The 23,181-nt window shown below is 65.6% G+C and carries 21 protein-coding genes and 3 tRNA genes; 12 read left to right on the top strand and 12 right to left on the bottom strand.

What is annotated here, in order from left to right; all coding sequences use genetic code 11:
* Both ftsH and hpt read right to left on the bottom strand, forming a co-directional pair.
* Complete coding sequence (ftsH, locus tag KZC51_RS05635) at positions 1-2,001, bottom strand: ATP-dependent zinc metalloprotease FtsH (protein WP_247629030.1); 2,001 nt, start codon at positions 1,999-2,001, stop codon at positions 1-3.
* Between the two features lie 145 nt (positions 2,002-2,146).
* Positions 2,147-2,698 carry a hypoxanthine phosphoribosyltransferase gene (gene hpt / locus KZC51_RS05630; RefSeq protein WP_247629029.1) on the bottom strand — a complete coding sequence of 184 codons (552 nt, stop codon included), beginning with the start codon at positions 2,696-2,698 and terminating at the stop codon, positions 2,147-2,149.
* A gap of 138 nt (positions 2,699-2,836) precedes the next feature.
* On the opposite strand from hpt, the gene KZC51_RS05625 reads away from it, so the two are divergent.
* Positions 2,837-3,430 (top strand): DUF937 domain-containing protein, encoded by a 594-nt coding sequence (locus KZC51_RS05625; protein WP_247629028.1) that lies wholly within the window; start codon positions 2,837-2,839, stop codon positions 3,428-3,430.
* Between the two features lie 111 nt (positions 3,431-3,541).
* Here the strand turns inward: KZC51_RS05625 and tilS are convergent, their stop codons facing one another.
* Positions 3,542-4,540 (bottom strand): tRNA lysidine(34) synthetase TilS, encoded by a 999-nt coding sequence (tilS, locus tag KZC51_RS05620; protein WP_247629027.1) that lies wholly within the window; start codon positions 4,538-4,540, stop codon positions 3,542-3,544.
* Between the two features lie 147 nt (positions 4,541-4,687).
* Here tilS and ppa point away from each other — a divergent pair, with 147 nt between their 5' ends.
* On the top strand, positions 4,688-5,179 hold the full coding sequence (ppa, locus tag KZC51_RS05615) for an inorganic diphosphatase (protein WP_247629026.1): 492 nt from the start codon (positions 4,688-4,690) through the stop codon (positions 5,177-5,179).
* 97 nt (positions 5,180-5,276) lie between these two features.
* Here ppa and KZC51_RS05610 read toward each other — a convergent pair whose 3' ends face one another.
* The gene (locus tag KZC51_RS05610) at positions 5,277-6,638 is read right to left on the bottom strand and encodes a M23 family metallopeptidase (RefSeq protein ID WP_247629025.1); all 1,362 of its coding nucleotides are present in this window, start codon (positions 6,636-6,638) and stop codon (positions 5,277-5,279) included.
* Between the two features lie 209 nt (positions 6,639-6,847).
* Between KZC51_RS05610 and KZC51_RS05605 the strand changes: the two genes are divergently transcribed.
* From KZC51_RS05605 to KZC51_RS05595, 3 genes are all read left to right on the top strand, one after another.
* A tRNA-Glu gene (locus KZC51_RS05605) sits at positions 6,848-6,920 on the top strand.
* 28 nt (positions 6,921-6,948) lie between these two features.
* Positions 6,949-7,022 (top strand) — tRNA-Asp (locus KZC51_RS05600).
* A gap of 69 nt (positions 7,023-7,091) precedes the next feature.
* Positions 7,092-7,164, top strand: a tRNA-Phe gene (locus KZC51_RS05595).
* A 115-nt stretch (positions 7,165-7,279) separates the two neighbouring features.
* Here the strand turns inward: KZC51_RS05595 and KZC51_RS05590 are convergent.
* Entirely contained in the window at positions 7,280-7,558 is a 279-nt protein-coding gene (locus tag KZC51_RS05590) for a hypothetical protein (RefSeq protein ID WP_247629024.1), read from the bottom strand.
* 420 nt (positions 7,559-7,978) lie between these two features.
* Between KZC51_RS05590 and KZC51_RS05585 the strand changes: the two genes are divergently transcribed.
* Both KZC51_RS05585 and KZC51_RS05580 read left to right on the top strand, forming a co-directional pair.
* The gene (locus KZC51_RS05585; RefSeq protein WP_247629023.1) at positions 7,979-8,803 is read left to right on the top strand and encodes a hypothetical protein; all 825 of its coding nucleotides are present in this window, start codon (positions 7,979-7,981) and stop codon (positions 8,801-8,803) included.
* Positions 8,804-8,919: 116 nt separating this feature from the next.
* Positions 8,920-11,016 (top strand): DEAD/DEAH box helicase, encoded by a 2,097-nt coding sequence (locus KZC51_RS05580; RefSeq protein WP_247629022.1) that lies wholly within the window; start codon positions 8,920-8,922, stop codon positions 11,014-11,016.
* Positions 11,017-11,316: 300 nt separating this feature from the next.
* Here KZC51_RS05580 and KZC51_RS05575 read toward each other — a convergent pair whose 3' ends face one another.
* The gene (locus tag KZC51_RS05575) at positions 11,317-11,811 is read right to left on the bottom strand and encodes a hypothetical protein (RefSeq protein ID WP_247629021.1); all 495 of its coding nucleotides are present in this window, start codon (positions 11,809-11,811) and stop codon (positions 11,317-11,319) included.
* A 101-nt stretch (positions 11,812-11,912) separates the two neighbouring features.
* Between KZC51_RS05575 and KZC51_RS05570 the strand changes: the two genes are divergently transcribed.
* Positions 11,913-12,833: an AEC family transporter gene (locus tag KZC51_RS05570; protein ID WP_247629020.1), complete on the top strand. Its 921-nt coding sequence runs from the start codon at positions 11,913-11,915 to the stop codon at positions 12,831-12,833.
* A gap of 12 nt (positions 12,834-12,845) precedes the next feature.
* Here KZC51_RS05570 and KZC51_RS05565 read toward each other — a convergent pair whose 3' ends face one another.
* Complete coding sequence (locus KZC51_RS05565) at positions 12,846-14,168, bottom strand: VCBS repeat domain-containing M23 family metallopeptidase (protein WP_247629019.1); 1,323 nt, start codon at positions 14,166-14,168, stop codon at positions 12,846-12,848.
* A 130-nt stretch (positions 14,169-14,298) separates the two neighbouring features.
* The gene (locus tag KZC51_RS05560) at positions 14,299-14,607 is read right to left on the bottom strand and encodes a hypothetical protein (RefSeq protein WP_247629018.1); all 309 of its coding nucleotides are present in this window, start codon (positions 14,605-14,607) and stop codon (positions 14,299-14,301) included.
* 99 nt (positions 14,608-14,706) lie between these two features.
* Between KZC51_RS05560 and KZC51_RS05555 the strand changes: the two genes are divergently transcribed.
* On the top strand, positions 14,707-15,012 hold the full coding sequence (locus KZC51_RS05555; protein WP_247629017.1) for a DUF7882 family protein: 306 nt from the start codon (positions 14,707-14,709) through the stop codon (positions 15,010-15,012).
* A gap of 268 nt (positions 15,013-15,280) precedes the next feature.
* Positions 15,281-16,651 (top strand): coiled-coil domain-containing protein, encoded by a 1,371-nt coding sequence (locus KZC51_RS05550; RefSeq protein WP_247629016.1) that lies wholly within the window; start codon positions 15,281-15,283, stop codon positions 16,649-16,651.
* Positions 16,652-16,806: 155 nt separating this feature from the next.
* On the opposite strand, the gene KZC51_RS05545 is transcribed toward KZC51_RS05550, so the two are convergent.
* A complete protein-coding gene (locus KZC51_RS05545) occupies positions 16,807-17,838 on the bottom strand; it encodes a fatty acid desaturase family protein (protein ID WP_247629015.1) in 1,032 nt (343 codons plus the stop codon).
* Positions 17,839-18,063: 225 nt separating this feature from the next.
* Between KZC51_RS05545 and KZC51_RS05540 the strand changes: the two genes are divergently transcribed.
* Positions 18,064-18,531 carry a hypothetical protein gene (locus KZC51_RS05540; RefSeq protein ID WP_247629014.1) on the top strand — a complete coding sequence of 156 codons (468 nt, stop codon included), beginning with the start codon at positions 18,064-18,066 and terminating at the stop codon, positions 18,529-18,531.
* Positions 18,532-18,561: 30 nt separating this feature from the next.
* On the opposite strand, the gene KZC51_RS05535 is transcribed toward KZC51_RS05540, so the two are convergent.
* From KZC51_RS05535 to KZC51_RS05525, 3 genes are all read right to left on the bottom strand, one after another.
* The gene (locus KZC51_RS05535) at positions 18,562-18,849 is read right to left on the bottom strand and encodes a hypothetical protein (protein WP_247629013.1); all 288 of its coding nucleotides are present in this window, start codon (positions 18,847-18,849) and stop codon (positions 18,562-18,564) included.
* A gap of 210 nt (positions 18,850-19,059) precedes the next feature.
* Positions 19,060-20,025 (bottom strand): intradiol ring-cleavage dioxygenase, encoded by a 966-nt coding sequence (locus KZC51_RS05530; protein ID WP_247629012.1) that lies wholly within the window; start codon positions 20,023-20,025, stop codon positions 19,060-19,062.
* 84 nt (positions 20,026-20,109) lie between these two features.
* Positions 20,110-21,255, bottom strand: a complete 1,146-nt coding sequence (locus KZC51_RS05525) for a low temperature requirement protein A (RefSeq protein ID WP_247630592.1) — start codon at positions 21,253-21,255, stop codon at positions 20,110-20,112.
* Between the two features lie 358 nt (positions 21,256-21,613).
* On the opposite strand from KZC51_RS05525, the gene KZC51_RS05520 reads away from it, so the two are divergent.
* Positions 21,614-23,146: a sugar transferase gene (locus KZC51_RS05520; protein ID WP_247629011.1), complete on the top strand. Its 1,533-nt coding sequence runs from the start codon at positions 21,614-21,616 to the stop codon at positions 23,144-23,146.
* The last annotated feature ends 35 nt before the right edge of the window (positions 23,147-23,181 follow it).

Below are 23,181 nucleotides of genomic sequence, written 5' to 3'. Positions count from 1 at the left end.
TCAGGCCGTCGCTGGTCGCGCCTGACCGGCGCCCGCCGATCCCGTCTGCGTGCGCGCGGCAGCGGCCGGCGCCTCGACGGAGGCGGCGAGGGAGACATCCTTCTTCGGCACCTCGATCGGAGGACGCTCCGAGACCGGGCGATCCTCGCTCGACAGCCACAACGGACGCTCGGGGAGCTTCTTGATCTCGGTGAAGATCTCCGCGATCTGATTGTGATCGAGGGTCTCCTCCTCCAGCAGCGCCAGGGCGAGACGGTCGAGGATGTCGCGGTTCTCACTGATCACCGTGTACGCCTCGTTGTGCGCCTGCTCGATGAGCGCGCGCACCTCGGCATCGACGCGCTCGGCGACCTTCTCGGAGTACTCGCGGCCACGCCCCATGTCGCGGGCCACGAACATGTCTCCGCCCTCGGTGCCGAGCTTGACCGGACCGACCTGCGTGGTCATGCCGTACTCGATGACCATCTTGCGGGCGATCGACGTCGCCTTCTCGATGTCGTTCGACGCGCCGGTGGTGGGGTCGTGGAAGATGATCTCCTCCGCGACGCGACCGCCCATGGCGTAGGTCAGCTGATCCTGCAGCTCGTTGCGGGTGACCGAATACTTGTCGTCCAGCGGGAGCACCATGGTGTAGCCGAGAGCCTTGCCACGCGGCAGGATCGTGATCTTGGTCACCGGGTCGGTGTAGTTCATCGCCGCCGCCGCCAGAGCGTGTCCGCCCTCGTGGTAGGCCGTGATGAGCTTCTCCTTGTCCTTCATCACACGCGTGCGTCGCTGCGGGCCGGCGATCACACGATCGATGGCCTCGTCGAGTGCGCGGTTGTCGACCAGCTGTGCATTCGAGCGCGCGGTGAGCAGCGCGGCTTCGTTCAGCACGTTCGCCAGATCGGCACCGGTGAATCCCGGGGTCTTGCGGGCGACGACCTCGAGGTCGACGCTCTTCGCGAGCGGCTTGCCCTTGCTGTGTACCTCGAGGATCTTCTGGCGACCCTTGAGATCGGGGGCATCGACGCCGATCTGACGGTCGAAACGACCGGGACGCAGCAGCGCAGGGTCGAGGATGTCGGGACGGTTCGTCGCCGCGATCACGATGACGTTCGCGTTGGGGTCGAAGCCGTCCATCTCGACGAGCATCTGATTCAGGGTCTGCTCGCGCTCATCGTTTCCGCCGCCCATACCAGCGCCACGGTGGCGACCGACAGCATCGATCTCGTCGATGAAGATGATCGCCGGCGCATTCTCCTTGGCGACGTTGAACAGGTCACGCACACGGGAGGCTCCGACACCCACGAACATCTCGACGAAGTCGGATCCGGAGATCGAGTAGAAGGGGGCGCCTGCCTCACCGGCGACCGCGCGGGCGAGGAGGGTCTTGCCGGTTCCCGGAGGGCCGTACAGCAGCACGCCCTTCGGGATGCGAGCACCGATCGCCTGGAACTTCGCGGGGTCCTGCAGGAACTCCTTGATCTCGTGGAGCTCCTCGATCGCCTCGTCGGCACCGGCCACGTCGGCGAAGGTGACGGTCGGCGACTCCTTGTTGACGAGCTTCGCCTTCGACTTGCCGAACTGCATGACCTTGCCGCCGCCGCCCTGCATCGACGACAACAGCCACCAGAACAGCAGGCCCAGCAGCACGAGCGGGAGGAGAAGGGAGATGAAGCCGTCGAACCAGGTGGAGCGCGGCACCGCGTCGTTGAAGCCGTCCTTGAGATCGGCGTCGTTGATCGCCGCGACGACCTCGTCGGCCCGGGCGTCGACATAGTAGAACTGCACGTTCTCCGCGCCCTCGAAGGCCTTCGAGAGCGTCATGTCGACGCGCTGGTCGCCATCGGTGTTGAGCACCTCGGTGACCGTGGTGCCGGCGAGCAGTTTCAGCCCCTCTTGCGTGGTGATCTGCTTGGGCGCACCGAGGTTCGAGATCAGCAGGAAGCCGCCGAACAGCAGCAGACCGATCAGCGCCACGTAGATCAGGGGGTTCCTGGTGATCTTCTTCACATCCATGATCGGATCAGCGTATCGCGCCGTCCTTTGCCGCTAGCTGTGATTCGCCCACGGCGTACCCCTCACCCCCGGTTCCTGAGCGAGGAGCCCGAGCGATGAGACGAAGGGCGCCCGGGAAGGGGGGCGCATGGACGCGCCGGGCGCGTCAGCTGTAGACGTGCGGAGCGAGCACCGCGACGTCGCGCAGGTTGCGGTAGCGCTCGTCGTAATCGAGCCCGTAGCCGACGACGAAGTCCGTGGGGATGTCGAAGCCGACGTAGCGGCAGTCGATGACGACCTTTGCCGCCTCGGGCTTGCGAAGCAGCGCGAGCACCTCGATCGACTCGGCCCCGCGGGACTCGAAGTTCTCCAGCAGCCAGCTGAGGGTCAGGCCGGAGTCGATGATGTCCTCCACAATCAGCACATGCTTGCCGTTGAGGTCGGTGTCGAGGTCCTTGCGGATCTGCACCACGCCGCTCGACTTCGTGCTGGCGCCGTAGCTCGAGACGGCCATCCAGTCCATCGGCGCGTGGAAAGGCAACGCCCGGGCGAAGTCGGCCATCACCATGACCGCGCCCTTGAGGACGCCGACCAGGATCAGGTCCTTCCCGGCGTAGTCCTCAGCGACCTGCGTCGCCAGCTCGTCGAGCTTGGCGAGGATCTCCTCCTCTGTGACGAGGATCTGTGCAAGGTCATCCTGGATCTCCGAGGCGCGCATGGATCGATTTTAGGCGACGGGGTCGGATGCTCCGTCCGCGGTGCCGGTCATCCCCCATATCTGCTCCCCCCGCCCGGGGGCATCCGCACTACTGTGAGCGGTGAGACGGGCTCACGCCCACAGACGGAAGGATTCACCATGGCCCTTGACGACATCTTGAAGCAGGTGCCGATCGACGACATCGCCGCGAAGCTCGGCGTCTCCCCCGACGTCGCCAAGGCCGCGGTCGAGCAGGGCGGTGCCGTACTGCTGGGCGGTCTGGCCAAGAACGCCGAGACCGACGAGGGATCATCCGCGATCCAGGCGGCACTGAAGAAGCATGAAGGCGCCAAGAGCGTCTCCACGGTCGACGAGATCGACGAGGCCGACGGGGGCAAGATCGTCAGCCACATCCTCGGAGCGGACGAGAAGCAGGTCACCCAGCAGCTCACCGAGTCGAAGGCCACCGCCGGCATCGACTTCGGCAAGCTGCTCCCGATCCTCGCCCCCATCGTCATGGGTCTGATCGCGAACGCCAATAAGGGCAAGGCGGAGAAGGCGGATGCCGGCTCCGAGAGCTCGGGCGGGATCGGCGATCTCATCGGCGGCCTCCTGGGTGGCGGCAACAACGGTTCCGGCGGCGGCATCGGCGACGTGCTCGGCGGGCTGCTCGGTGGCGGCGGCAACAGCGGCTCCGGCGGTGGCATCGACCTGGGCGGTCTGCTCGGCGGCCTCCTCGGCGGCAAGAAGTAGCCACCCTCATCCTGGGTCGCCACGACGGCGGCCATTCTCGACTTCTGCGGCTTCCTCCCATCCGAGGGGTCGCAGAAGTCGTCTTCGGCCGCAAAGGTGCGAGCGAGGGAGTCAGTCGCGCGCCGCGAACACGACCTGTCCGCCGCGGCGAGCGGCGGAGCATCCGGGCAGGTCGATCGGCCCCTGCCCCGACCAGTCCGTCACCAGGCGCGCCACCTCCAGGGTCTGCGCGCGGGTGAGGCTCACCCCGAACTCGCTGTCGACCACGAGGCGGATGATGCGGTTCCGCAGCGCCGCCGGGTTCGCGGCGAGCGCGGCCACGCTGACGGAGATGCCGGCCTCGGCGTGCTCCACGATGTCCTCGATCGTCTCGTGGATCATCTCGTCGAACGCCGCGGCATCTTCCCGCAGCTGCTCGGCCGTGCGGGCGAGCGCCTCGGCGATGCCGGGTCCGAGCTCCGCCTCCAGCACGGGCAGCACCGTCTCACGGGCGCGCACACGCGCGAAGCGCTCATCGAGATTGTGGGGGTCGTCCCAGAAATCGAGAGCGGATGCCGTGCAGAATGCCCGCGTCGTCTCCCGGCGCACGCCGAGCAACGGGCGGATCCAGCGGAGGCCGTCCTCGTCCTCTCGCATCGGCGCCATGCCCTGCAGGCTGGTCGCACCGGAACCGCGGGCGAGACCGAGCAGCACGGTCTCGGCCTGATCGTCGAGGGTGTGCCCGAGCAGGACGGCCGCTGCTCCTTCTGCCCGCGCGACACCGGCGAGCGCGGCGTAGCGGGCGTCGCGCGCGGCCGCCTCGATACCCGCGCCGGATGAGCGGTCGACCTCGACGCGGGTCTGCAGCGCGTCATCCACACCCACGCCCTCCGCCGCGACCGCGGCGGTGCTCGCGATGAGCGACGATCCCTCCTGCAGTCCGTGGTCGACGGTCAGACTCAGCACCTGGATGCGGCGGCTCCGGCCCTCGAAGACGGTGGCGGCGGTCAGCGCGAGCGAATCCGCCCCTCCGGAGAGGCCGACGATGACAGTGGATCCTTCGGGCAGCTCCGCGAGCGCGGTGCGCACGGCGAGGCGGATCTCGGCGATGACAGGTGAGAGCGACGGCACCCCTCCACGGTAGGACACGCATCAGGTTCTGTCCGCCACGGTCGACCGCCCCACCCGCGACCTGATCGGTCGGCACCCGCGGGCGTGCAGCAGCCGCGACTAGGCTAGTCCGCGGCATCCAACCGAACTTTCCTGAGGAGCACACGCATGGGCGCACACGACGCCGTCATCGAGATTCCGCGCGGCAGCCGCGTGAAGTACGAGGTCGACCACGAGACCGGACGAGTGCACCTCGACCGCGTGCTCTACACGACCTTCGGCTACCCGGCCGACTACGGCTACTTCGACAACACGCTCGGCGAGGACGGCGACCCGCTCGACGTGCTCGTGCTGCTCGACCACGCCATCTACCCCGGTGTCGTCGTCGAGGTCCGGCCCGTCGCGGTTCTGAAGATGAGCGACGAGGCCGGCGGAGACGACAAGCTCGTCGCCGTGCTGTCGAAGGACCCGCGCTGGGCGCACATCCAGGACATCGAGGACATCGCCGAGTACACGAAGAAGGAGATCTCGCACTTCTTCGAGCACTACAAGGACCTCGAGCCCAACAAGTGGGTCAAGGTCGATGAGTGGGGAAACGCTGCCGAGGCGCAGCGCATCCTCGACGAGGCCATCGTCCGCTTCAGCGAGCAGGGGCACTGACCCCGCCGCGACGGTCTCTGCCGCCGCCCGGCACTGTGAACGAGGAGACCCCCGGTACCGCTCTGCGGCCGGGGGTCTTCGTCGTGATGGGCCGGAGTCAGACCGAGATGCCCTTGCCCGCCATGAAGTTGATCGGGTTCGTGTAGGCCCCGTTGATGTACACCTCGAAGTGGAGGTGGCACCCGAACGAGCCTCCGGTGTTCCCGGCGTAGGCGATGACCTGTCCCGCCCTGACCCACTGGCCGCTGCGGACGGCGAACTGGCGGATGTGCGCGTACCCGGTGGCGATGCCGCCTCCGTGCTGGATGCGCACGTAGTTGCCGTAGCCGCCGTTGTAGAAGGCCGCGTCGACGGTGCCGGAGTGCGCGGCGTAGATGGCCGCACCGCAGCCGTTCGCCAGGTCGACGCCGTAGTGCCAGCTCGAGGAGCATCCGTTCGCGTTGCACTGCTGTGAGCGGGGTCCGTAGCCCGAGCTGCGGTAGCCGCCGTGCGGACGCACCCAACCGCTGGAAGCAGGCGAACCGCCGCCACCGCCGCCGCCACTGTTGCCACCGGCAGCGGCCGCAGCTGCTGCCGCCTCGGCAGCCTCGCGACGCTTGCGCTCCTTCTCGGCCTCTTCCACGCCCTTCTGGTACTGGGCGACCGTCTTGGCGGTCGTGTCCTTGAGCGCGGCGAGCTGCGCCTGCATCGTGGCGAGGTTCGCGGACTGCTCGTCGAGCGCGGCCTGTGCCGCGTCGGCCGCCTGCTGCGCCGCGACCATCTTCTGCTCGGCGATCTGCTGCAGGCGGTCGCGCTCGGTTCGTGCGACGACGGCCTGATCGCTCAGAGACTGCGCGGAGTTGCGTGCCGCGACTGCATCGTCGTAGACGGACTGGTTGAATTCGAGGAGCTTGTCCATCGTGCCCAGGCGCGACAGAAGTTCGTCGGCGTTGCTGGCGGAACCGGCGAAGAACAGCTCGAGAGAGGTGTCGTCGCCACCGTTGCGGTACAGCTGCGCCGCGACCTGACCTGCCTTACGGGCGGATTCGTCGGCGATGCCGGACTGCTCGTCGGCTTTCGCCTGGAGCTCCTCTGCCTTGGCGATCGCGGCGAAGTACTCCTGCTGAGCTTTGAAGAAGTCGTCGGAAGCGACCTTCGCGGCCGCCTGCGTCTCGGCGACCTTCTGCGTGAGGGACTGGATGAGGCCTTCGATGCGACTGACCTCTGCCGCCTTCGCCGCCTGGTTCTTCTTGGCCTTCTGCACGTCGTCCCAGCTCGGATAGGACGCGGCGTAGGCGGCGGAGACACCGGAGGTGACACCGAATGCGCTCAGCGCGACGACGCTCAGAGCGCCGAGTCCGAGGGCACCGCGGCGCGTGATGCCGCTCTTGCGGAGCGCGCGGCTCTCAGCCGGGCTCGGCGCACACCCGCATTCCGCGGATGCTGCAGCTGCCGCATCCGCCGTGGTCAGATCGTTCACACGGCCCCTTCCGCCGGTTTCACACATGTCACACTAACAACAACTTTCACATCCGCAACAGGTGAGATCGTGAGTTCGTGCGCACGGGTGACGCCTCCATCGTCCCCCTGAACACGCCCGGGAGGAAGCCGCCGCGCCCTCGATTCGCGATTTGCCTCAGACATCCCTTATGCTTGAGCGTCGGCAAGGAAGTCCCCCGGGACTGACTCGGCCCCATCGTTTAGCGGCCTAGGACGCCGCCCTTTCACGGCGGTAGCACGGGTTCGAATCCCGTTGGGGTCACTCGTCCGATACAATTGAAAACAAGTATGGCCCTGTAGCGCAGTTGGTTAGCGTGCCGCCCTGTCACGGCGGAGGTCGCGGGTTCAAGTCCCGTCAGGGTCGCTCCGTGCGACGGGCTCTTTCTTCGGAGAGGGCCCTTCGTCTAGGACGCGACAGGTTCGCCGGTCGCGCGGCTCTGTAGCTCAGTTGGTAGAGCGCACGACTGAAAATCGTGAGGTCACGGGATCGACGCCCGTCGGAGCCACAAGGACCGTCGTTACAACGGTCCCAGAAACCCTCGCCTAGCTTCTACATGGCGGGGGTTTTGCTTTGCCCTGGCGAGGGGCGTTTTCCGAGCCGCTCCCCTGGACTGTTCCGACTCAGTCGTTGAGCGAGTGGAGCTCCGGCTTTTGCGGTGCTGGCGGCTCGGCGATGCTCGCGATCTTGACTGTCACCTCTCCCTGACCCTTCTTGGCGTCCGGGTCCGCGTCGATGATCCGCACTTGCCACAGGGGGTGCCCTGTGCGCTTGTCGAGGTCCTGCCCCTGGCGCTGGCCGTCGTCGGACCACTTCGCGACCGGCTCGACCTCACCGACCATGAAGGCTCCGCGCGGGAAGTACACCTCGAAGTTGACCGGGATGGATGTCTGGATAGCCATTGCAACCTCCTGTTGGAGTTGTGTTCCGCGATTGCGGGAACAACTCCACAGTGCTTCGGCACCCTGACACGACCGGGACCCACCAGCCTTCTCTAACCGATCAGCGAAGCCTGTCAAGCCGGGGGACACTGACCGTTCTGGAAAAAACTCCAGGTCATAGTTCGAAACAAGCTCGTTCACTTGTTTCGGATTCTCGAAAGAGTCAAGCCGCGATTTAGCAGGGTGACGACCTGAGGCATGAGGCCACAGCCGGTGCGCCGCTGCCGCTGGGACGCGACTGCGATCGGGACCGCGCCTCGCTCGATGGCGGTTTGTTAAGAGCCCCTGCTTCAACCTTGTGAGAACTCTCTTTACTCATTCAAGGGCGGCGTCCCATATCGACTACACTCGCCACCAACCCCTTCGACCCAGCGAGGCGCATTGATCAACGAAGTCAACTCCCGTACCGCAGAAGAGGAGCTCCAGCAGGGCGACGTGCTGGAGTTGGCTACGGGAGAGGGCACCCCCTGGAACCGCCATCTCCTGGTCGTCACCGCCGACTGTGACCTCGCCTATAACAAGCATTCAGGTCGGATAACTTGCATCCCGCTTCTGAGCCCGAACGAGTACCTGCTCGAGATCTACTTCCCTGAACAACACGGGATATTGCAGAAGACCCACGTTGAAGCGTTCAAAGCGGCATTGAGCGAGGCTGGGCTACGCCCTCCAAGCAATGAACGGCTTGTCGCTTGGTGCAATGAAGTCGACGACCCGACCGAGGTGTCGCTTGCCTACGAAGTGCCACCCCCCACAACACAGTTGCTGCAAGATGCATGCGAAGGAATCCGCATCGCCACTCGGCGGTGGACAACTGTCCAGAACGCGACAACGGATCTGGTTCGATCGCAGAATCTGATCCAGACGGGGCGTAAGCCCGACAGCCTGCTCAAAGAGGCGAAGAAGGCGATCAAGCAGCGCTTCACGCAGCCCCGTGGCGACTCTCTGTTCCTAAACGCGATCGCTCCCGGCTATGAAGAAGGCTATTTCGCGTACTTACGGCACATAGAACAGGTCTGGGAGCAATCCATCACGCTTGTGCCGTCTCGCGCTGCCGGCGGGTACCGGCGAATCGGCGCGCTTTCTGAACGCTTTTCCCATGCGGTTGTCCAGCGATTCGCCATGGTTTTCATGCCTATTGGGTTACCCGACGAGTATGAGGAAACACGAAATGCCTATGCCGAACGACTAGAGGAACAACTCCATTGAAACCGCTAATCACGTCACCGCGAGCGCTCCGTCTTGTCGCATCGGCCATCGACGAGGCAGCGCTTGACGCCACACCGCGCATTTTTGTTGCACACTACGACGAGTCGGACGTTCTCTTGACCACCGATGACGACCGCGACACACCGTTAGTGATGATCTGGCGAGAGTCCCACACGCAGGACAACCTCGTTCCGGACGCATTGATCAAGCATCGGCGCGAAGTTATCAGCCGAATGGCCTCTTACGCCGAACGAACCACGATGTCGCAGGTATCGCTCCCCAAGGCGTGGCATCAGTACAAGCATGACAACCTTATTTCTTTCTTCGCCGTTCCCGGTCACGGTGGTGGTGGGCACCGATGGATTACGGAACGAATCAACCAGGGACCCGGTCTCACCGTGTTCTGGCGAAGTGATGATTCAACCCCGCCCATAAGACTCGAACAACTGCAGCAAGAGATCCCACGCTTCCCTAAGTCTGTGATCCAGGACTGGGAACAGGCGATCTCCGACCTCCAGGACCACCTGTCGAAGCGGCGTGGCGAGGTCGACGCTGAGGTGTTCCTTCCCCGTGTTCAGACGGGCGAACAACAGGATGTATCGCTCGCGGGCTGGCTCAGGGCAACGAGTCCAGACCAGCGGTCGTTTATCGACGCCTCAACCACTCGATCAATCAGACTCCGTGGCCCTGCTGGATCCGGGAAGACGCTCGCCCTCACTCTTAAAGCCGCGTGGGAGATCGTGCAGGCACGAGCACGCGGCGAAGAAATTCGCGTTCTGATCACAACACACAGCTGGGCACTTGCAAACCAGATCTCTGGAAACATTGACATGCTAGGGCTCGGCCCGCTGCCTGAGCTCGACATCGTTCCTCTGCTCGCACTTGCGGAAGAGATCCTTCCCATCACCGCTGATGGCCCCTCCCACTACTCTGTAGTGGGAGAGGACAGCGATTCAGGCAAGCAGGCGCAACTCGACGAAATCCGTGGGGTGATCGAAGATTTCCTCGCCACAGATTGGGTGACCTACCGCTCCGGCGCCTCGAAAACCATTCTCAACGGGCTTGAGTCGTCCGATGATGGCGAGCGGCTTGCCTTTGCTTGGGATCTGCTGACCGAGTTCGGATCGGTTATTGGCGCCGCCGGGATATTTCCGTCACACGGCGCCGAAGCACGATATGCACAGACGCCGCGCTCCGCCTGGATGATGCCGATTGATGGACGGCAGGATTTCCGGATCATCTTCGCTCTGTACACCGCATACATGCAGAGCTTGGAGGATCGCTCGCTCGTAACCACTGACCAGGTGATGGCTGACTTTCTCGGCCATCTCACCAGCCATTCTTGGAATCGCAGACGCAAATCTGTCGGTTACGACCTTGTCTTCGTTGATGAGTTTCATCTCTTCAGCCCACTCGAACGGCAGGTGCTGCATTACCTGCCGTCGGATGCACACAATTATCCCCGCATCTTCATGGCGCTCGATCCACGGCAGTCGCCAGCAGCGAAATATATCGGCGCTGCGGCCGACGACGTCAGGTCTGGGGAATATGGTAGGGACGACGATTCACTTGCAGACTCGACCGATCTGGAACTTACAACCGTCCACCGATTCACACCCCAGGTCCTCGATCTCGTAAAGCACATCCACCACGGATTCCCGACCTACGCGTTCGGCGACGAGTGGCTCGTCGATTTTGCGACGATCGAATCGTCCCAGAAGGACGGTGAGGTACCGATTGTTCGGAACGCAAGCACTGAAGAGGCGGAAGAGTATGACATCATCAGGGCCGTCCACGACGTCTACGGTCGTGGCCGTATGGCGATTGCAATCGTCGATGACCGCCTGAGCGCACCGTATCGCAAGCTTGCTTCAGCCCTCAGCGCCAATGAGAAGTTTCATGTTCGAGCGATCACATCACGCGAGGACGTCGACGGTTTCGGCTACCGCAGCAAAGGCATCGTGATCGGTTCGGCCGAGAACTTGGCTGGACTGCAGTTCGAAACCGTCCTTGTCGTCGGGCTTCCGGCGATACCCGAGAACGCAGCATCCCCCGAACGTCGGAGGCTGCTTTCTTTGCTGTATCTTGCCGTCACGCGCGCAGAGCGTGAGGTCCGTATTTTCACGAATGACTCGAACGGCGGCATTCCGGTCATCCTGGAGCGTGCGATAGAGGAAGGCACGCTCAGGGGAGAGGAGGGGGCCAGAGTGTGAGCACACTGTGCGTGCCGGTCCCGTGTCTGTTGCTTCACTGAATCCACCCAAAACCACCTGCGTCCAACCACGACGCATCCCGCGTACTGACGCGCCAAACGAGCACTACATGAGACTCGTTACCCCGCTGCATCCGACTGAAAATCGTGAGGTCACGGGATCGACGCCCGTCGGAGCCACAAGGACCGTCGTTACAACGGTCCCAGAAACCCTCGCCTAGCTTCTACATGGCGGGGGTTTTGCCTTGCCCTGGTGAAAGGGCGTTTTCCCGCGAAGAGCGGGTCATTCCCCGACGGTGTGTCAGCCGTCGGTGCCGTCATCTTCGCCGCGGATGATCTTCTGGATCTGCTCCTCCGACAGCACCTGGATCGATGCCGATGCCATCCCGATGTCCGGGTCGGCCGCCGAACCGCCGATCGTGCACGCGGCCTGCCCGTCGTAGCCGTTGGTCTGCACGGGGATGAGCACGAGCCATTCGGGGCTCACTGTGCGCTCCTCGATGCGAGCTCTGGTGTCATCGAAGCGCACGTCCGGGTCGAACTGCGGAGTGGTCGCATCGATGCAGATCTGCAGCAGCTCGCCCTGGGTGAGCGCCACCGGCGTCTGCGGTTTCCGCGTCGGCTCCGCGGATTCCGCGACAGTCGGAGTCGCCGTCGGTGCGGGGGTGTCCGAGCTCTGGCCTGCCGAAGGCGTCGGCGCAGACGTCGCACCTTCAGGCGCACACCCCGCGAGCGCCACCCCTCCGAGCAGGGCGATCGCGATAGCGAGGGAACGGGCCGTCCGAGCTCGGGTCATGCTCTCATCGTAGGGATGCATCGCCGGAGACCCCGGTACCGCCATGCGGTCATGAGCCGTCATCTGCGTGAAGGGTTCCCGCGCCTCGATACGCTCGAGAGATGATCGACTCGCTCACCGGATTCGCCGTGGTGGCCGTGGCGATCGCGGTGGGTTATCTCATCGCGCGCATCGACCTCCTGGGCCCGCACGCGCCGCACGTGCTGGGCCGCTTGATCTTCTTCGTGCTGTCGCCGTTCCTGTTGTTCTCCGTGCTCGCGCACGCCGACGCGAAGTTGCTGTTCTCCGCCCTGCTGCCGGTCTCCGCGATCGCCGCCGTCGCCGTGATCGCGATCTATGCGCTCGTCGCCCGTTTCGCCTGGCATCGCCCGATGGCAGAGACGGTGATCGGCGCCCTGTCGGCCGGACAGGTCAACTCCAACAACATCGGCCTTCCGCTGTCGCTCTACCTGCTCGGCAGTGCCGCATACCCGGCGCCTGTCATCCTGATGCAGCTGCTGATCTTCACCCCGATCTCGCTCGCGATCCTCGACGCCGTCTCCAGCGCACGTGTCTCGCTCCGACGTACGCTGTTGCGCACAGCGACGAACCCGCTCATCATCGGCTCACTGCTGGGAACGATCGTCTCCATCACCGGCCTCGCAGTTCCCCCGATCGTGATGGAACCCGCGCAGTTGATCGCGGATGCCGCCGTGCCGGTCCTGCTGATCAGCTACGGCATGTCCTTGCACGGCCAGCGCGTTCTCGGAGCGCGGGGGCACCGGCGCGACGTGCTCCTCGCCAGCGGGCTCAAGCTTCTCGTGATGCCGGCACTGGCCTGGGCCGCGGCGACCTTCGTGTTCGGCCTGGCGGCGCACGAGGTGCTGATCGTCACCGTGCTCGCCGCCCTCCCGACCGCGCAGAACGTCTTCAACTACTCGCAGCGATACGGGGTGGGCGAGGCGATATCGCGTGACACGGTGTTCCTCACGACACTCGGATGCCTGCCGGTACTCGTGCTGGTGATGGCGCTCCTCGGCTGAGCGGCGACGGCGTCATTCCAGCTCGAGGTAACCGCTCCAGCCGGTTCCGATCAGGGTACGAGCACCGAGCGTCCCCGACCCCGTTCCCGGATACAGATACAGCTCACCCGCCGCAGTGCGCGCGATGAGGTCCACGAAGCCGTCCCCGTTGTAGTCCACGCCTCCCGTCAAGGCGGTGAACGCACCCCAGCCACCGCCGAGCGACCGCCGCGCACCGAACTTGTTGACCACGCCCGGATAGAAGAAGAGCGTGCCGGCGCTGTCGACGGCCATGAGATCGCCGATGCCGTCATCGTCGAAGTCGCCGCCGACAAGGTGACGGAATTCCTGCCATCCGCCGCCGACGGTCACGGTCGGCGCGGTGAAACCTCCCGCTCCGTTTCCCCGATAGATCGAGAGCATCCCGGCAGGAGACACCCCGAGCACATCCTGCCGTCCGTCGCCCGTGTAGTCGGCTCCCGACGTCACCAGCAGCATCGTGTACCACCCGGTGCCGGCGGTGCTGAGTCCTCCGAATCCGCCGCCCGCGCGACCGGCGTAGAACTCGAGGACTCCGTCGTTGCGCGCCACCAGGATGTCACCCACGCCATCGCCGTTGAAATCCGTATGGGTGAGGTGTTTACGCGTTCCCCAGGCCGAGGTGATGATCGATGCCGATCCGAACCTGCCCGTGCCGGTTCCTCCGAAGTGGTGCAGGTCGCTGTCGGCGGCGATACCGAGGAGATCCGCCTTGCGATTGCCGGTGTAGTCCGCGGAGAGGACCGCCGCATACGGAAGCGCGCCCAGACCGGGGAAGGTCAAGGGGATCGCCGTCCCCCGCGCGACGTTGGACAGGCACGTGAAGCCGTCGTTGATCCGCGTGTAGACCGCACCGTTGCGCCACACCTCGAAGTGCAGGTGAAGGGCGGTCGTGGCACCGGTCTTTCCGACGACGCCGATCTGCTGACCGCGTACGACGCGTGCACCGGGCGCGACCGTTCCCGGCGCTGCCATGTGCGCGTATCGGGTGACGTAGCCGCCCGGGTGCTCGATGTCGACGTAGTTTCCGTAGCCGCTGCCGAACGCGCGAGTCCTGACGATGCCGTCGTATGCGGCCAGGATCGGCGTTCCGCCCTGGCCCGAGATGTCGATGCCGTCGTGCGCACGGTAGTTGGAGCGACACCCGTCGCCCACCTTGGACTGGATGTTCCCCGACGCGGGATAGACCATCCGACCGTCCGTCGCCGCTGACGCGGAAGGCGCCGATCCCAGCGACGGCACCAGCACGGCCCCCAGCAGGGCGACGACGGTGACCATCGCGACGCGCACGAGACGCAGCCGTGACGTTCGCTTCATGTCGAGTTCTCTCCCGCTCGGCCGGCCCCAGGGACGCGATGTCCACCGTGGTCACCGTACCAGCGCACCCGCAGCGGCACCGCGATCCCGTGCGGACAGGACGCTACCGCGAAGTCCTGCGCCACCCTCGTCACAGCATGTCGAACGCACCGCTGAATTGCACGGAGTCGTCCCCGAAGTCCCGTGTATCGAACTCCACCGTCTCCACCGAGATGACGACGTGACTCGAAGCGGAGATCAGAACGCTGACAGAACGGTTGCCGACCACGAGGAAATCCACGAGGCGACCCCCCGCTTGGACGGCGGACTCGATGCGGCGCTTCAGGTCCGCGACGTCCTGGCCTTGCGCCAGGAAGAATCCGACCTCGTTGACTGCGACCTGGGTACGAACCATCGTCGGCGTCTCCTTCGTCTCATCCTTCTCGTCCATGTCGTCCATGTCGTGACGCTAGGCTTCTGCGCTCCATTGCAGAAGGGGATTGCGTCGCGAGCGATTCCGATGCAGGGGACACCTGTGGATGGGCGTACGGTTCTGGTTATGGGAAGACTCAGGTATGACGGCACCTCGGACCCGATCCACATCGAGGATGCGACGCTCGCGCACCTCAAGATCGTCATCTCCACCAAGCTGCGCCGCCAGGAGAGCTTCATGATGACGTGGCGGCCGGTGGGCAAGGGTCCGGATCTGCGAGCCACCGTGTGGATCCACCCGGCGATCCCTCTGCAGTTCGGATTCGATGACGCCGATCAGCCGCCGATCGACGCGAAGCTGATCGCCGAGATGATGCGCGTGCTCAACGCCACCGGCGAACTGGTGCTCGATCACCTGATCCACGCTCCCTGAGACGGACAGCTCCACACCGCACTCACCCCGGTCTTCGCCCCGCGCACCGACCGCGTTCCGCAGCCCACCGAAACCCGGGGGGCGTAACTCTCAGCAGACGCAACTATGCTGTTAGCGCGCCACCGCTCGGCCCGGCTTCCGGCAGGTCGCTGTCGTGGCACCAGTCCCTTCACGACATCCTTCGGCCCGCGTGTTCCCCGTCGTTCCGCTCCGCGGAGCGGCTCCTCTCTGCTCACGACGTGGCCCCGCCAGAAAGGCAGGAACCGCCATGAGCGAATCCTCCGGAAACGCCGATCACAGCGGCCAGCGATCGCCCAACTTCTTCGACCAGCTGATCGAGACGAACACGCAGGACCCGTCCACTTTCACCGTGGGCTTCCGCGGATATGACAAGACCGAGGTCGACGCGGCCCTCGCGACACTGCGCACCAAGCTTCAGCAAGTGACGGCCGATCTTGCAGATGCCGATGAGCGTCACACGGCGGCCCTCGAATCCATCCGTGCGGAGGAGCGCGCATCGCGTGAAGCGATCGAGAGTGAGCTCATCGCCGCGAAGGCACAGGCCAGCGAGGCTGAGCAGCAGATCGCCACCCTGACGTCCGAGCTCGTCGACGCCCCGAAGGCCGAGGGTCAGGAAGCACCGTCGCGTCAGCAGTTCGAGGCGATCCTGCGGGTGGCCGAGGAACAGGCGAACGTGCTGATCCAGAACGCGGCCGTGCAGGCCGACCGCCTCATGGCCGCCGCGCGCGAAGAGGTGGCCGCTCAGCGCGCCGAGGCGGAGGCCGACGCCGAGCGGATCACCTCGCAGGCGCAGCGCGACGCCGACCAGGTGCGACTGAAGATGGACACCGAGTACACGGCGCACGAGGCGCGGCTGGAGCGCGAGGCGAGCCATGCCGCCGAGAAGGTGAACCAGGCGTCCCAGGAGGCGACCGCCATCCGCACGGAGGCAGAGAAGGGTGCCGCCGCGCTCCGGTCGCTCGTCACCCGCGAGACCACGCAGCTGCGCGCCGATGCCGAGCGCGAGGTCCGCGAGATGAACGCCCGCGTCCTGGAGTTCGAGGAGACGCTCACCCGTCGCCAGGACGACGCCCAGCAGGAGTTCCTGGTGCTGCACAACCAGGCCGTCGCACATGCCGAGCGCATCACGAACGACGCGAACGAGCAGGTCGCCGCATCTCTCGAGCACGCTCAGCGCATCTCGGCCAAGGCCGAGGACTACGAGCGTCTGATGCGCTCGCAGGCGCAGTCCATCGAGGCCGACGCCCAGGTGCGCGCCCGCGAGACCCTGGACCGCGCCCGCGTGAAGTCGCAGAAGATCGTGGACTCCGTCACCAACCACACCTCCGCGGTGCTGCGCGACGCCGAGGACCGCACCCGTCAGCTCCGGTGGCAGCAGCAGCAGCTCACGAGCTTCATGGCCGAGGTGCGCGAGCTGATCCGCCCCGATGGTGTGTTCTCGGACGAGCAGTCTGCGGCGACGACCCCGGCCGTCGCTGCAGAGCCGGCCGACGACGACGACGCCCCGGCCGAGGAGTTCCTCGGCGACGAGGTGCTGGACGACGAGATCGTCGACGACGGCCCGCTCGAGAAGATCACGATCGACGTGGTCGAGACCGAGAAGAGCAGCAAGCGCTGAACCACCGGCGCCTCAAGGGGGCTGGCACGGATCATCCGTGCCAGCCCCCTCTGCGTTCTCTCCCGGTCCGCCGTCTTCATCGACACCTCCCTTAACCACGAGTCGCCCAGCTCCTCTGGGAAGAGGAACGGGGCGACTCGGAGAAAGCGTGGCGACTACGCGCGGCCGAACTGCGAGACGGCAGGGCAGTCGAACGGGTCCGCTCCGGCGGAGAGCCCGACCCGGTTGAGGTACTGGATCACGATGGCGTACGACCGGATGAGGTTGGTCTCGGTGTACGGCACGTCGTTCGCGATGCAGTAATCGCGCACGACTTCACGTGCCTTCGACAGGTTCGGACGCGGCATGTTCGGGAACAGGTGGTGCTCGACCTGGTAGTTCAGTCCGCCCATGAAGGAGGTGACCCACCATCCGCCGCTCACGTTGCGCGAGGTGCGGACCTGCTTCGAGAAGAAGTCCAGACGGGCGTTCGGATCGATGATCGGCATGCCCTTGTGGTTCGGCGCGAAGGAGGCGCCCATGTAGACGCCGAAGACGGCCAGCTGCACGCCCATGAACGCGAACGCCATTCCCAGCGGGAGGATCATGAAGACCGGCACGAGGATGATGATGAAGCGGGCGGCGATGATGCTCAGCTCGATCCAGCGTCCCTTGACGTTCTTCTTGGTCGTCAGGTGCTTGAGGCCGAGATAGTGCAGGTTCAGGCCCTCGAGCGTGAGGAGCGGGAAGAACAGCCATCCCTGCTTGCGAGTGATCAGCCGGATGAGGCCGCGGGACTTCGCCGCGTCCTCCTCGAGGAACGAGATCGTGTCGACCTCGATGTCGGGGTCCTTGCCCACCTGGTTCGGGTTGCCGTGGTGCTTGGTGTGCTTGGAGTCCCACCAGGCGTAGCTCATGCCGATGCTGGCGGCGAGGATGCGCGCCAGGCGGAAGTTGGCTGGTCCTGAGCTGAGGATCTGACGGTGGGCCGCTTCGTGCGTCAGGAAGGCGATCTGCGTGAAGACGATGCCGAGGGCTGCGGCGATGAGCAGCTGGAACCAGCTGTCGCCGAGCAGGATGAATCCGGCGATGCAGCCGGCGAGCGCCACCGTGATGGCGATGGAGACCCAGATGTAGAACCCGCTCGCGCGCTGGAGCAGTCCCATCTCTCGGACGACCTGGGAGACCTGCTTGTAGGCCTGAGCCATCGGGGGGAAGTCTGCGTTGCCGGCGTACGTCTGACGTACCGGTCCCAGCGTTGCTGCGGTCTTTTCGACCTGTGAAGTGGAGATGATGTTCTCCCGTCGATCGGAGCCCTGCGGCTGTGAAAGCCCAAGGCGGACGCCCAACGCTTAACTCAGAGTAGCCCCGGCCACATACGTCGAACGGAATACGACCGCGGAGTTCTCGCGGCGCTGTGCCATGATCGGATCATGCCTCGACACGCCCGGGCGATTGCAGCCGCAGCTGTGCTCCTCGCCCTCGCTCCGACCGCGAGCTGCGCGGGTTCTCCACTCGTCACCTCGGAAGCATGCATCGACTGGGTCTGGTTCGAGACACCGGCAGATGCCGCCGCGGAAGCGGATGCGGTCGCGCTCGGCCGCATCATCGATCAGGCCGGCTCTACGAGCTACATGGACATCCCCGCGACGACCTGGAACGTGGAAGTGGACTCCTGGCTCGCAGGTAGCGGCGACGCGGAGATCGTCGTCACATCGCTTCCCCGCAGCTGCGGGGATACGCACGACACCATGTCAGAGGAACAGGGAGGCGATGCCGTCGTACTCTTCCTGCGCGACGCGTCATCCGGGTGGGAGACCATCACCCCCCTGCAGGGCGTCGTTCCTGCGACCTCGGAGGGCGGGATCCCGGCGGCCTGGCCCGACGAGACCGGGAACTGACCGATCCGCCGGATCGGGCGGGGGCAGGAGTCAGGCGCGGGCGCGGCGGAGTCCCCGGCGGAAGGCGCGCGGGAGCGTCAAGGGCGCCCGGCGGCCCCAAGCGGCGCGGGACGCGGAGCTGTTCTCGAGCGCGCCCTGGGCGTCATCGAGGGTCTCGAACGCGCCGAGATCGGTGCCGCGCTCGTCACGGACGAGGTGGGCGGAGCCGTCGAACTCGACGAAGCCGGCGAACTCGCCGTTGCGCGTCGCGACGTGCACGTCGGTGTCGGCCTGCTTCCAGGTCAACGGGTCGGTAGGAGGGAAGGTCGTGATACTCATGGTCATGCTCATTGCTGTGGGGCGGGCGCACGTCGGCGCCTCGCTGATGTGAGATCGAGGGCGGATCCCGCGCGCATCGACGTGAGCGGTCCGTAATGGCCCTGATCAGTGGCGACGTGACGGCCGAGAGGGGCGAATCACTCACGTTGCATCAGACAGTCTAACAGATCGCGCACTCGACGTCGCGGGAGAGGCCCGACCCCGCGGCGCTCAGCCTGCGGGCGGCTCCCCGCCGCCTCCTGCACTGCCGCCGGGAGCTGCGCCCGCGGTCGGCGTCGTGGCGGTGTCGATTCCGACGACGAGGGTGGCCGCATACCCGCTCGCGACGTCGCCCGTCACGGTTGCCAGCTGCAGCGCGGCGGAGTCGTCTCCGAACACGTTGTCGCTCGCGAGCGTGATGGTGGCGAGGTTGCGCGACGAGCCGTCGTAGCCGGACTGCGCGTAGACCTCGCTGCACGCGGATTCCGGGAGCGCGAGTTGCGAGGTGGCGATGGCGTTCGACGCCTCGGTGATGGACGCCAGGTCGGGATACACCTCGAAATGGATATGCGGCCAGCGGCCGGAGTAGCACCCGGGGAAGATCGATGTGAATGCGACCTTGCCGTCCGCATCGGCCACCTGCACCCCACGGAGATAGGTGACGTTCTCGAGTCCTTCGGAGTACATCGAGTACTCCCCTTGGGCCGTGCAGTGCCAGGCATAGACAGCGACTCCCTCGAAGGGCACGCCCCCTCCTGCCAGATCCAGGATCTGGAGTTCGAAGGTGAGAGGCACTCCGTCCGCGGTGGCGGCTCCGTCGATCGACGAGCGGATGTCGGCCCGCACGATGCCGGAGTCCTCGAGCACATCGGGACCGTTGGAGCCGTCCCCGGGGTACGGGCCGGCCGTCTCGTCGGGGATCTCCCCGTCGACGGTCGCGGTCGGCGAGGTCGCAGGGGTCGTCGCGCTGGGGGTCGCCGTCGAGCCCGAGCCGCTCGACGACGCCGGTGCGCAGGCCGCCAGGACGACCGCGCCGAGCCCGATGCCGGCAAGGCTCAGCATCCCCCGTCTGCTGACCAGGGTGCGCAGGTCGAACGCGGCGCCCTGGTCGACGACTTCTTCCTCAGCCCTGTCGAGGAGGCGACCTTCATACGCCGGTCCGTCGGGAGTCTGGACCGGTTCGGGGATGCGGCTCATGATGTGGCTCCTTTCGTGAACCATCGGGTGTCCCCATGGTCGCCACACGGCCGATCAAGAGCCTTTGGGAAGCCTATGTCTCTTCTATGAACCCAGGCGGTCGTTCTCCCTCGCGACGGGCGGTCGGATGACGAGCACCACCACGATCCCGATGAGGATGACGGCGGTGAGGGCGACGGGGATGGGAAGGACCGGATCGAGCAACACGACGAGCGCCCCGATCGGGACGACCGCGTTCACCAGACGGTCGGCGTTCTCGCGGATCGCGATCCACCAGACGCCGAGCAGGAAGAGCGCGATCGGGATCGTCACCGTGAAGGAGGCGGCCGCACTCGACAGCTCGCTCTTTCCGGTCAGCACGTCGATCTCGACCTCGATGCCCGCCGAGAAAGCCGCCGCAGCCGCGAAAACGAAGTAGTGCATGTAGCCGTACCGCAGCGTGCGGCCGAACGACGTGATCGCACGGTGATGCGGCGGCCAGAAGTAGACCCACCACAGCGAGGCGGTGACGACGAGGGTGAGCACGGAGATCGCGATGAGCGGCCCGAGGGATTCGACTTCCTTCAGGGCATCGATGATCGCGTTCGCCGAGGCGAGCAGGCTCTCGCCGAGGACGATCAGGGTGAACAGGCCGTAGCGTTCGGTGATGTGGTGGGGATGCCACGGCGTCTGCTTCCGGTGCTCCGCGAAGACCGGGACGCTGATCTCGATCAGGGCGAACGCGACGAAGGCGACGATCTGCGACGGCCCTCCGGGGATCAGCAGGAACAGGATCCACAGCACTTGCACACCGCCGATCCCGAAGGCGTAGCGGCGGGTGGCCGCCCGCAGCTCGCCGGCGGAGCGCGAAGCCCGCAGCCACTGCGCGATCATGGCGACCCTCATCACGATGTATCCCAGGACCGGGATCGTGAAGTTGCCGTGCTCGAACGCGTCGGGAATGCCGGCGGCCATGACCAGCACACCGCCCATCTGGACGATCGTCGTCACGCGGTACAACCAGTCATCGGTATCGAACGACGTGGCAAACCACGTGAAGTTCATCCAGGCCCACCAGATCGCGAAGAAGACCATCGCGTACGAGGCGATGCCGTGCACGAAGTCCCCATGACTGAGCGCATGATGCAGCTGGGCGGAAGCGATGCTCACCGCCACGACGAACACGAGGTCGAAGAAAAGCTCGAGCATGCTGGCCGCCCGGTGCGGCTGACCCGGATCACGAGGCAGCATGCGACGGAGCTGGAAACGTGCGGGTGCGGTGTTGTCGATCACGGGGGTCAGGATAGACCCGCGTTCGGCCGCGACGCCCCTGTCGACCCCTGATTGATCCACACGCACGAATTATCTTCCCTCCGCCCGAACGTTCCGCTATGCTTTCGAGAGTCTGCAGTGCCCGCTGCAAGCACCGCCGTGTGGGACGGCGATCGCAAAACCGTGGTGTGGGATCACGGAGATGGCAGCGGGAACCCGAGGGGTCGGGAATGCGGACGAATGCCGCAAGCGTTTTGCTCGCGGTCTGGGGAAACACTGGGGAAACCATGTCGCACTGGGGAATTCTGCGTACATCAACGGCTTTCGGGGCCGGGGCATGACCTCCGTCGAGGATGCCCTGAGCATCACTCGCACGGGATCCGGCTACGTGCCGGTCGCCGCACCGAGAGCCACCAAGTCGGTGACGCGCACCGTGGTCACGCCGCGCGCTTCCGCCACGTTGGAACGACGCCGTCAGTGGGAGCGTCGCTACCGGATCAGACTGCGAGTCACGGATGCGGCTGTCATCCTGTTCGCCGTCGGACTGACCGCGACCGTCCAGCTGCTCCACGGCGTCGCCGTGCCTGAGGTCCTGCGAGCCGGCGTGCCCCTCGCCGCGCTCTGGTACCTCATGCTCAGCGCACTCCACACGCGGGACGCCGCGCTCTTCCGTGCGAGTGCCACCGAGTACCGGGGCGTCGTGCACGCCAGCGGTCTCGCCTTCGGGATCATCGCCATCGTCGCGGTGCTCCTGAGCTGGGAGTCGATGCAACTGACGCTGCTGCTGGGGCTGCCGCTCGGTGTGTTGACTCTGCTCGTGACCCGCTGGATCTGGCGCCACTGGCTCCAGATCCAGCGGAGCCACGGACGCTTCGCGTCGCGCACGCTCGTCGTCGGCAACAAGGACGACGTCGAGTACGTCGTGCGCACGCTCCACCCGATCGGGGCCTCCGGCTACCAGGTGGTCGGTGCGACGCTGCTCGACGGCAACGCCCGCGACATCGAGATCGGCGATGCGCTGTTCCCTGTCCTGGGCAACGTCAACACCGTGTCGACGGTCGCCGCCGAGCTCGGCGCCGACACGATCATCGTCGCCAGCCGCCCGGAGGGCGACCCCGAGTTCGTCAAGCGGCTCAGCTGGCAGCTCGAGGGCACTGCTGCCGAGCTGGTGCTGTCGAGCCGGCTCACCGATGTCGCCGGTCCTCGGATCTCTTTCGCGCCGGTCGAGGGGCTCCCCCTGATCCAGGTGCAGATCCCTCGCTACGAGGGCGGCCAGCACATCCTCAAGCGCGCGCTCGACATCGCCGTCGCGACGCTCGCTCTGATCCCGATCGGTCTGATCACCCCGGTGCTCGCGCTGCTGGTCAAGATCGACTCCCCGGGCCCTGTCTTCTTCTTCCAGGAGCGCGTCGGCCGCGATGGGCGACGCTTCAAGATGGTGAAGTTCCGCTCGATGAAGACCGACGCGGAGCAGCAGCTCGCAGCGCTGAAGGAGCAGAACGAAGGCGCTGGCCTGCTGTTCAAGATGAAGGACGATCCTCGCGTCACCCGCGTGGGCCGGATCCTGCGCAAGCTCTCGCTCGACGAACTGCCGCAGTTCTGGAACGTTCTGATCGGCGACATGAGCGTGGTGGGACCGCGCCCTCCGCTGCCCAGCGAGGTCACGGCATACGACGGGACCGTGTTCCGCCGCCTGTACATCAAGCCGGGCATCACCGGCCTGTGGCAGGTCTCCGGTCGCAGCGATCTCTCTTGGGATGAGAGCGTGCGCCTCGACCTTCGCTATGTCGAGAACTGGTCCGTCGTGAACGACCTGCAGATCATGTGGCGCACCGCCAAGGTCATGGTGCAACCGAGCGGGGCATACTAGACCCAGACGCGGTTGCTCGATGTCGCCGGAAGAGG

This window comes from Microbacterium croceum (genome assembly GCF_023091245.1).
Taxonomy (GTDB): Bacteria; Actinomycetota; Actinomycetes; order Actinomycetales; family Microbacteriaceae; genus Microbacterium; species Microbacterium croceum.
This window is presented reverse-complemented; position numbering and strand designations above follow the sequence as displayed.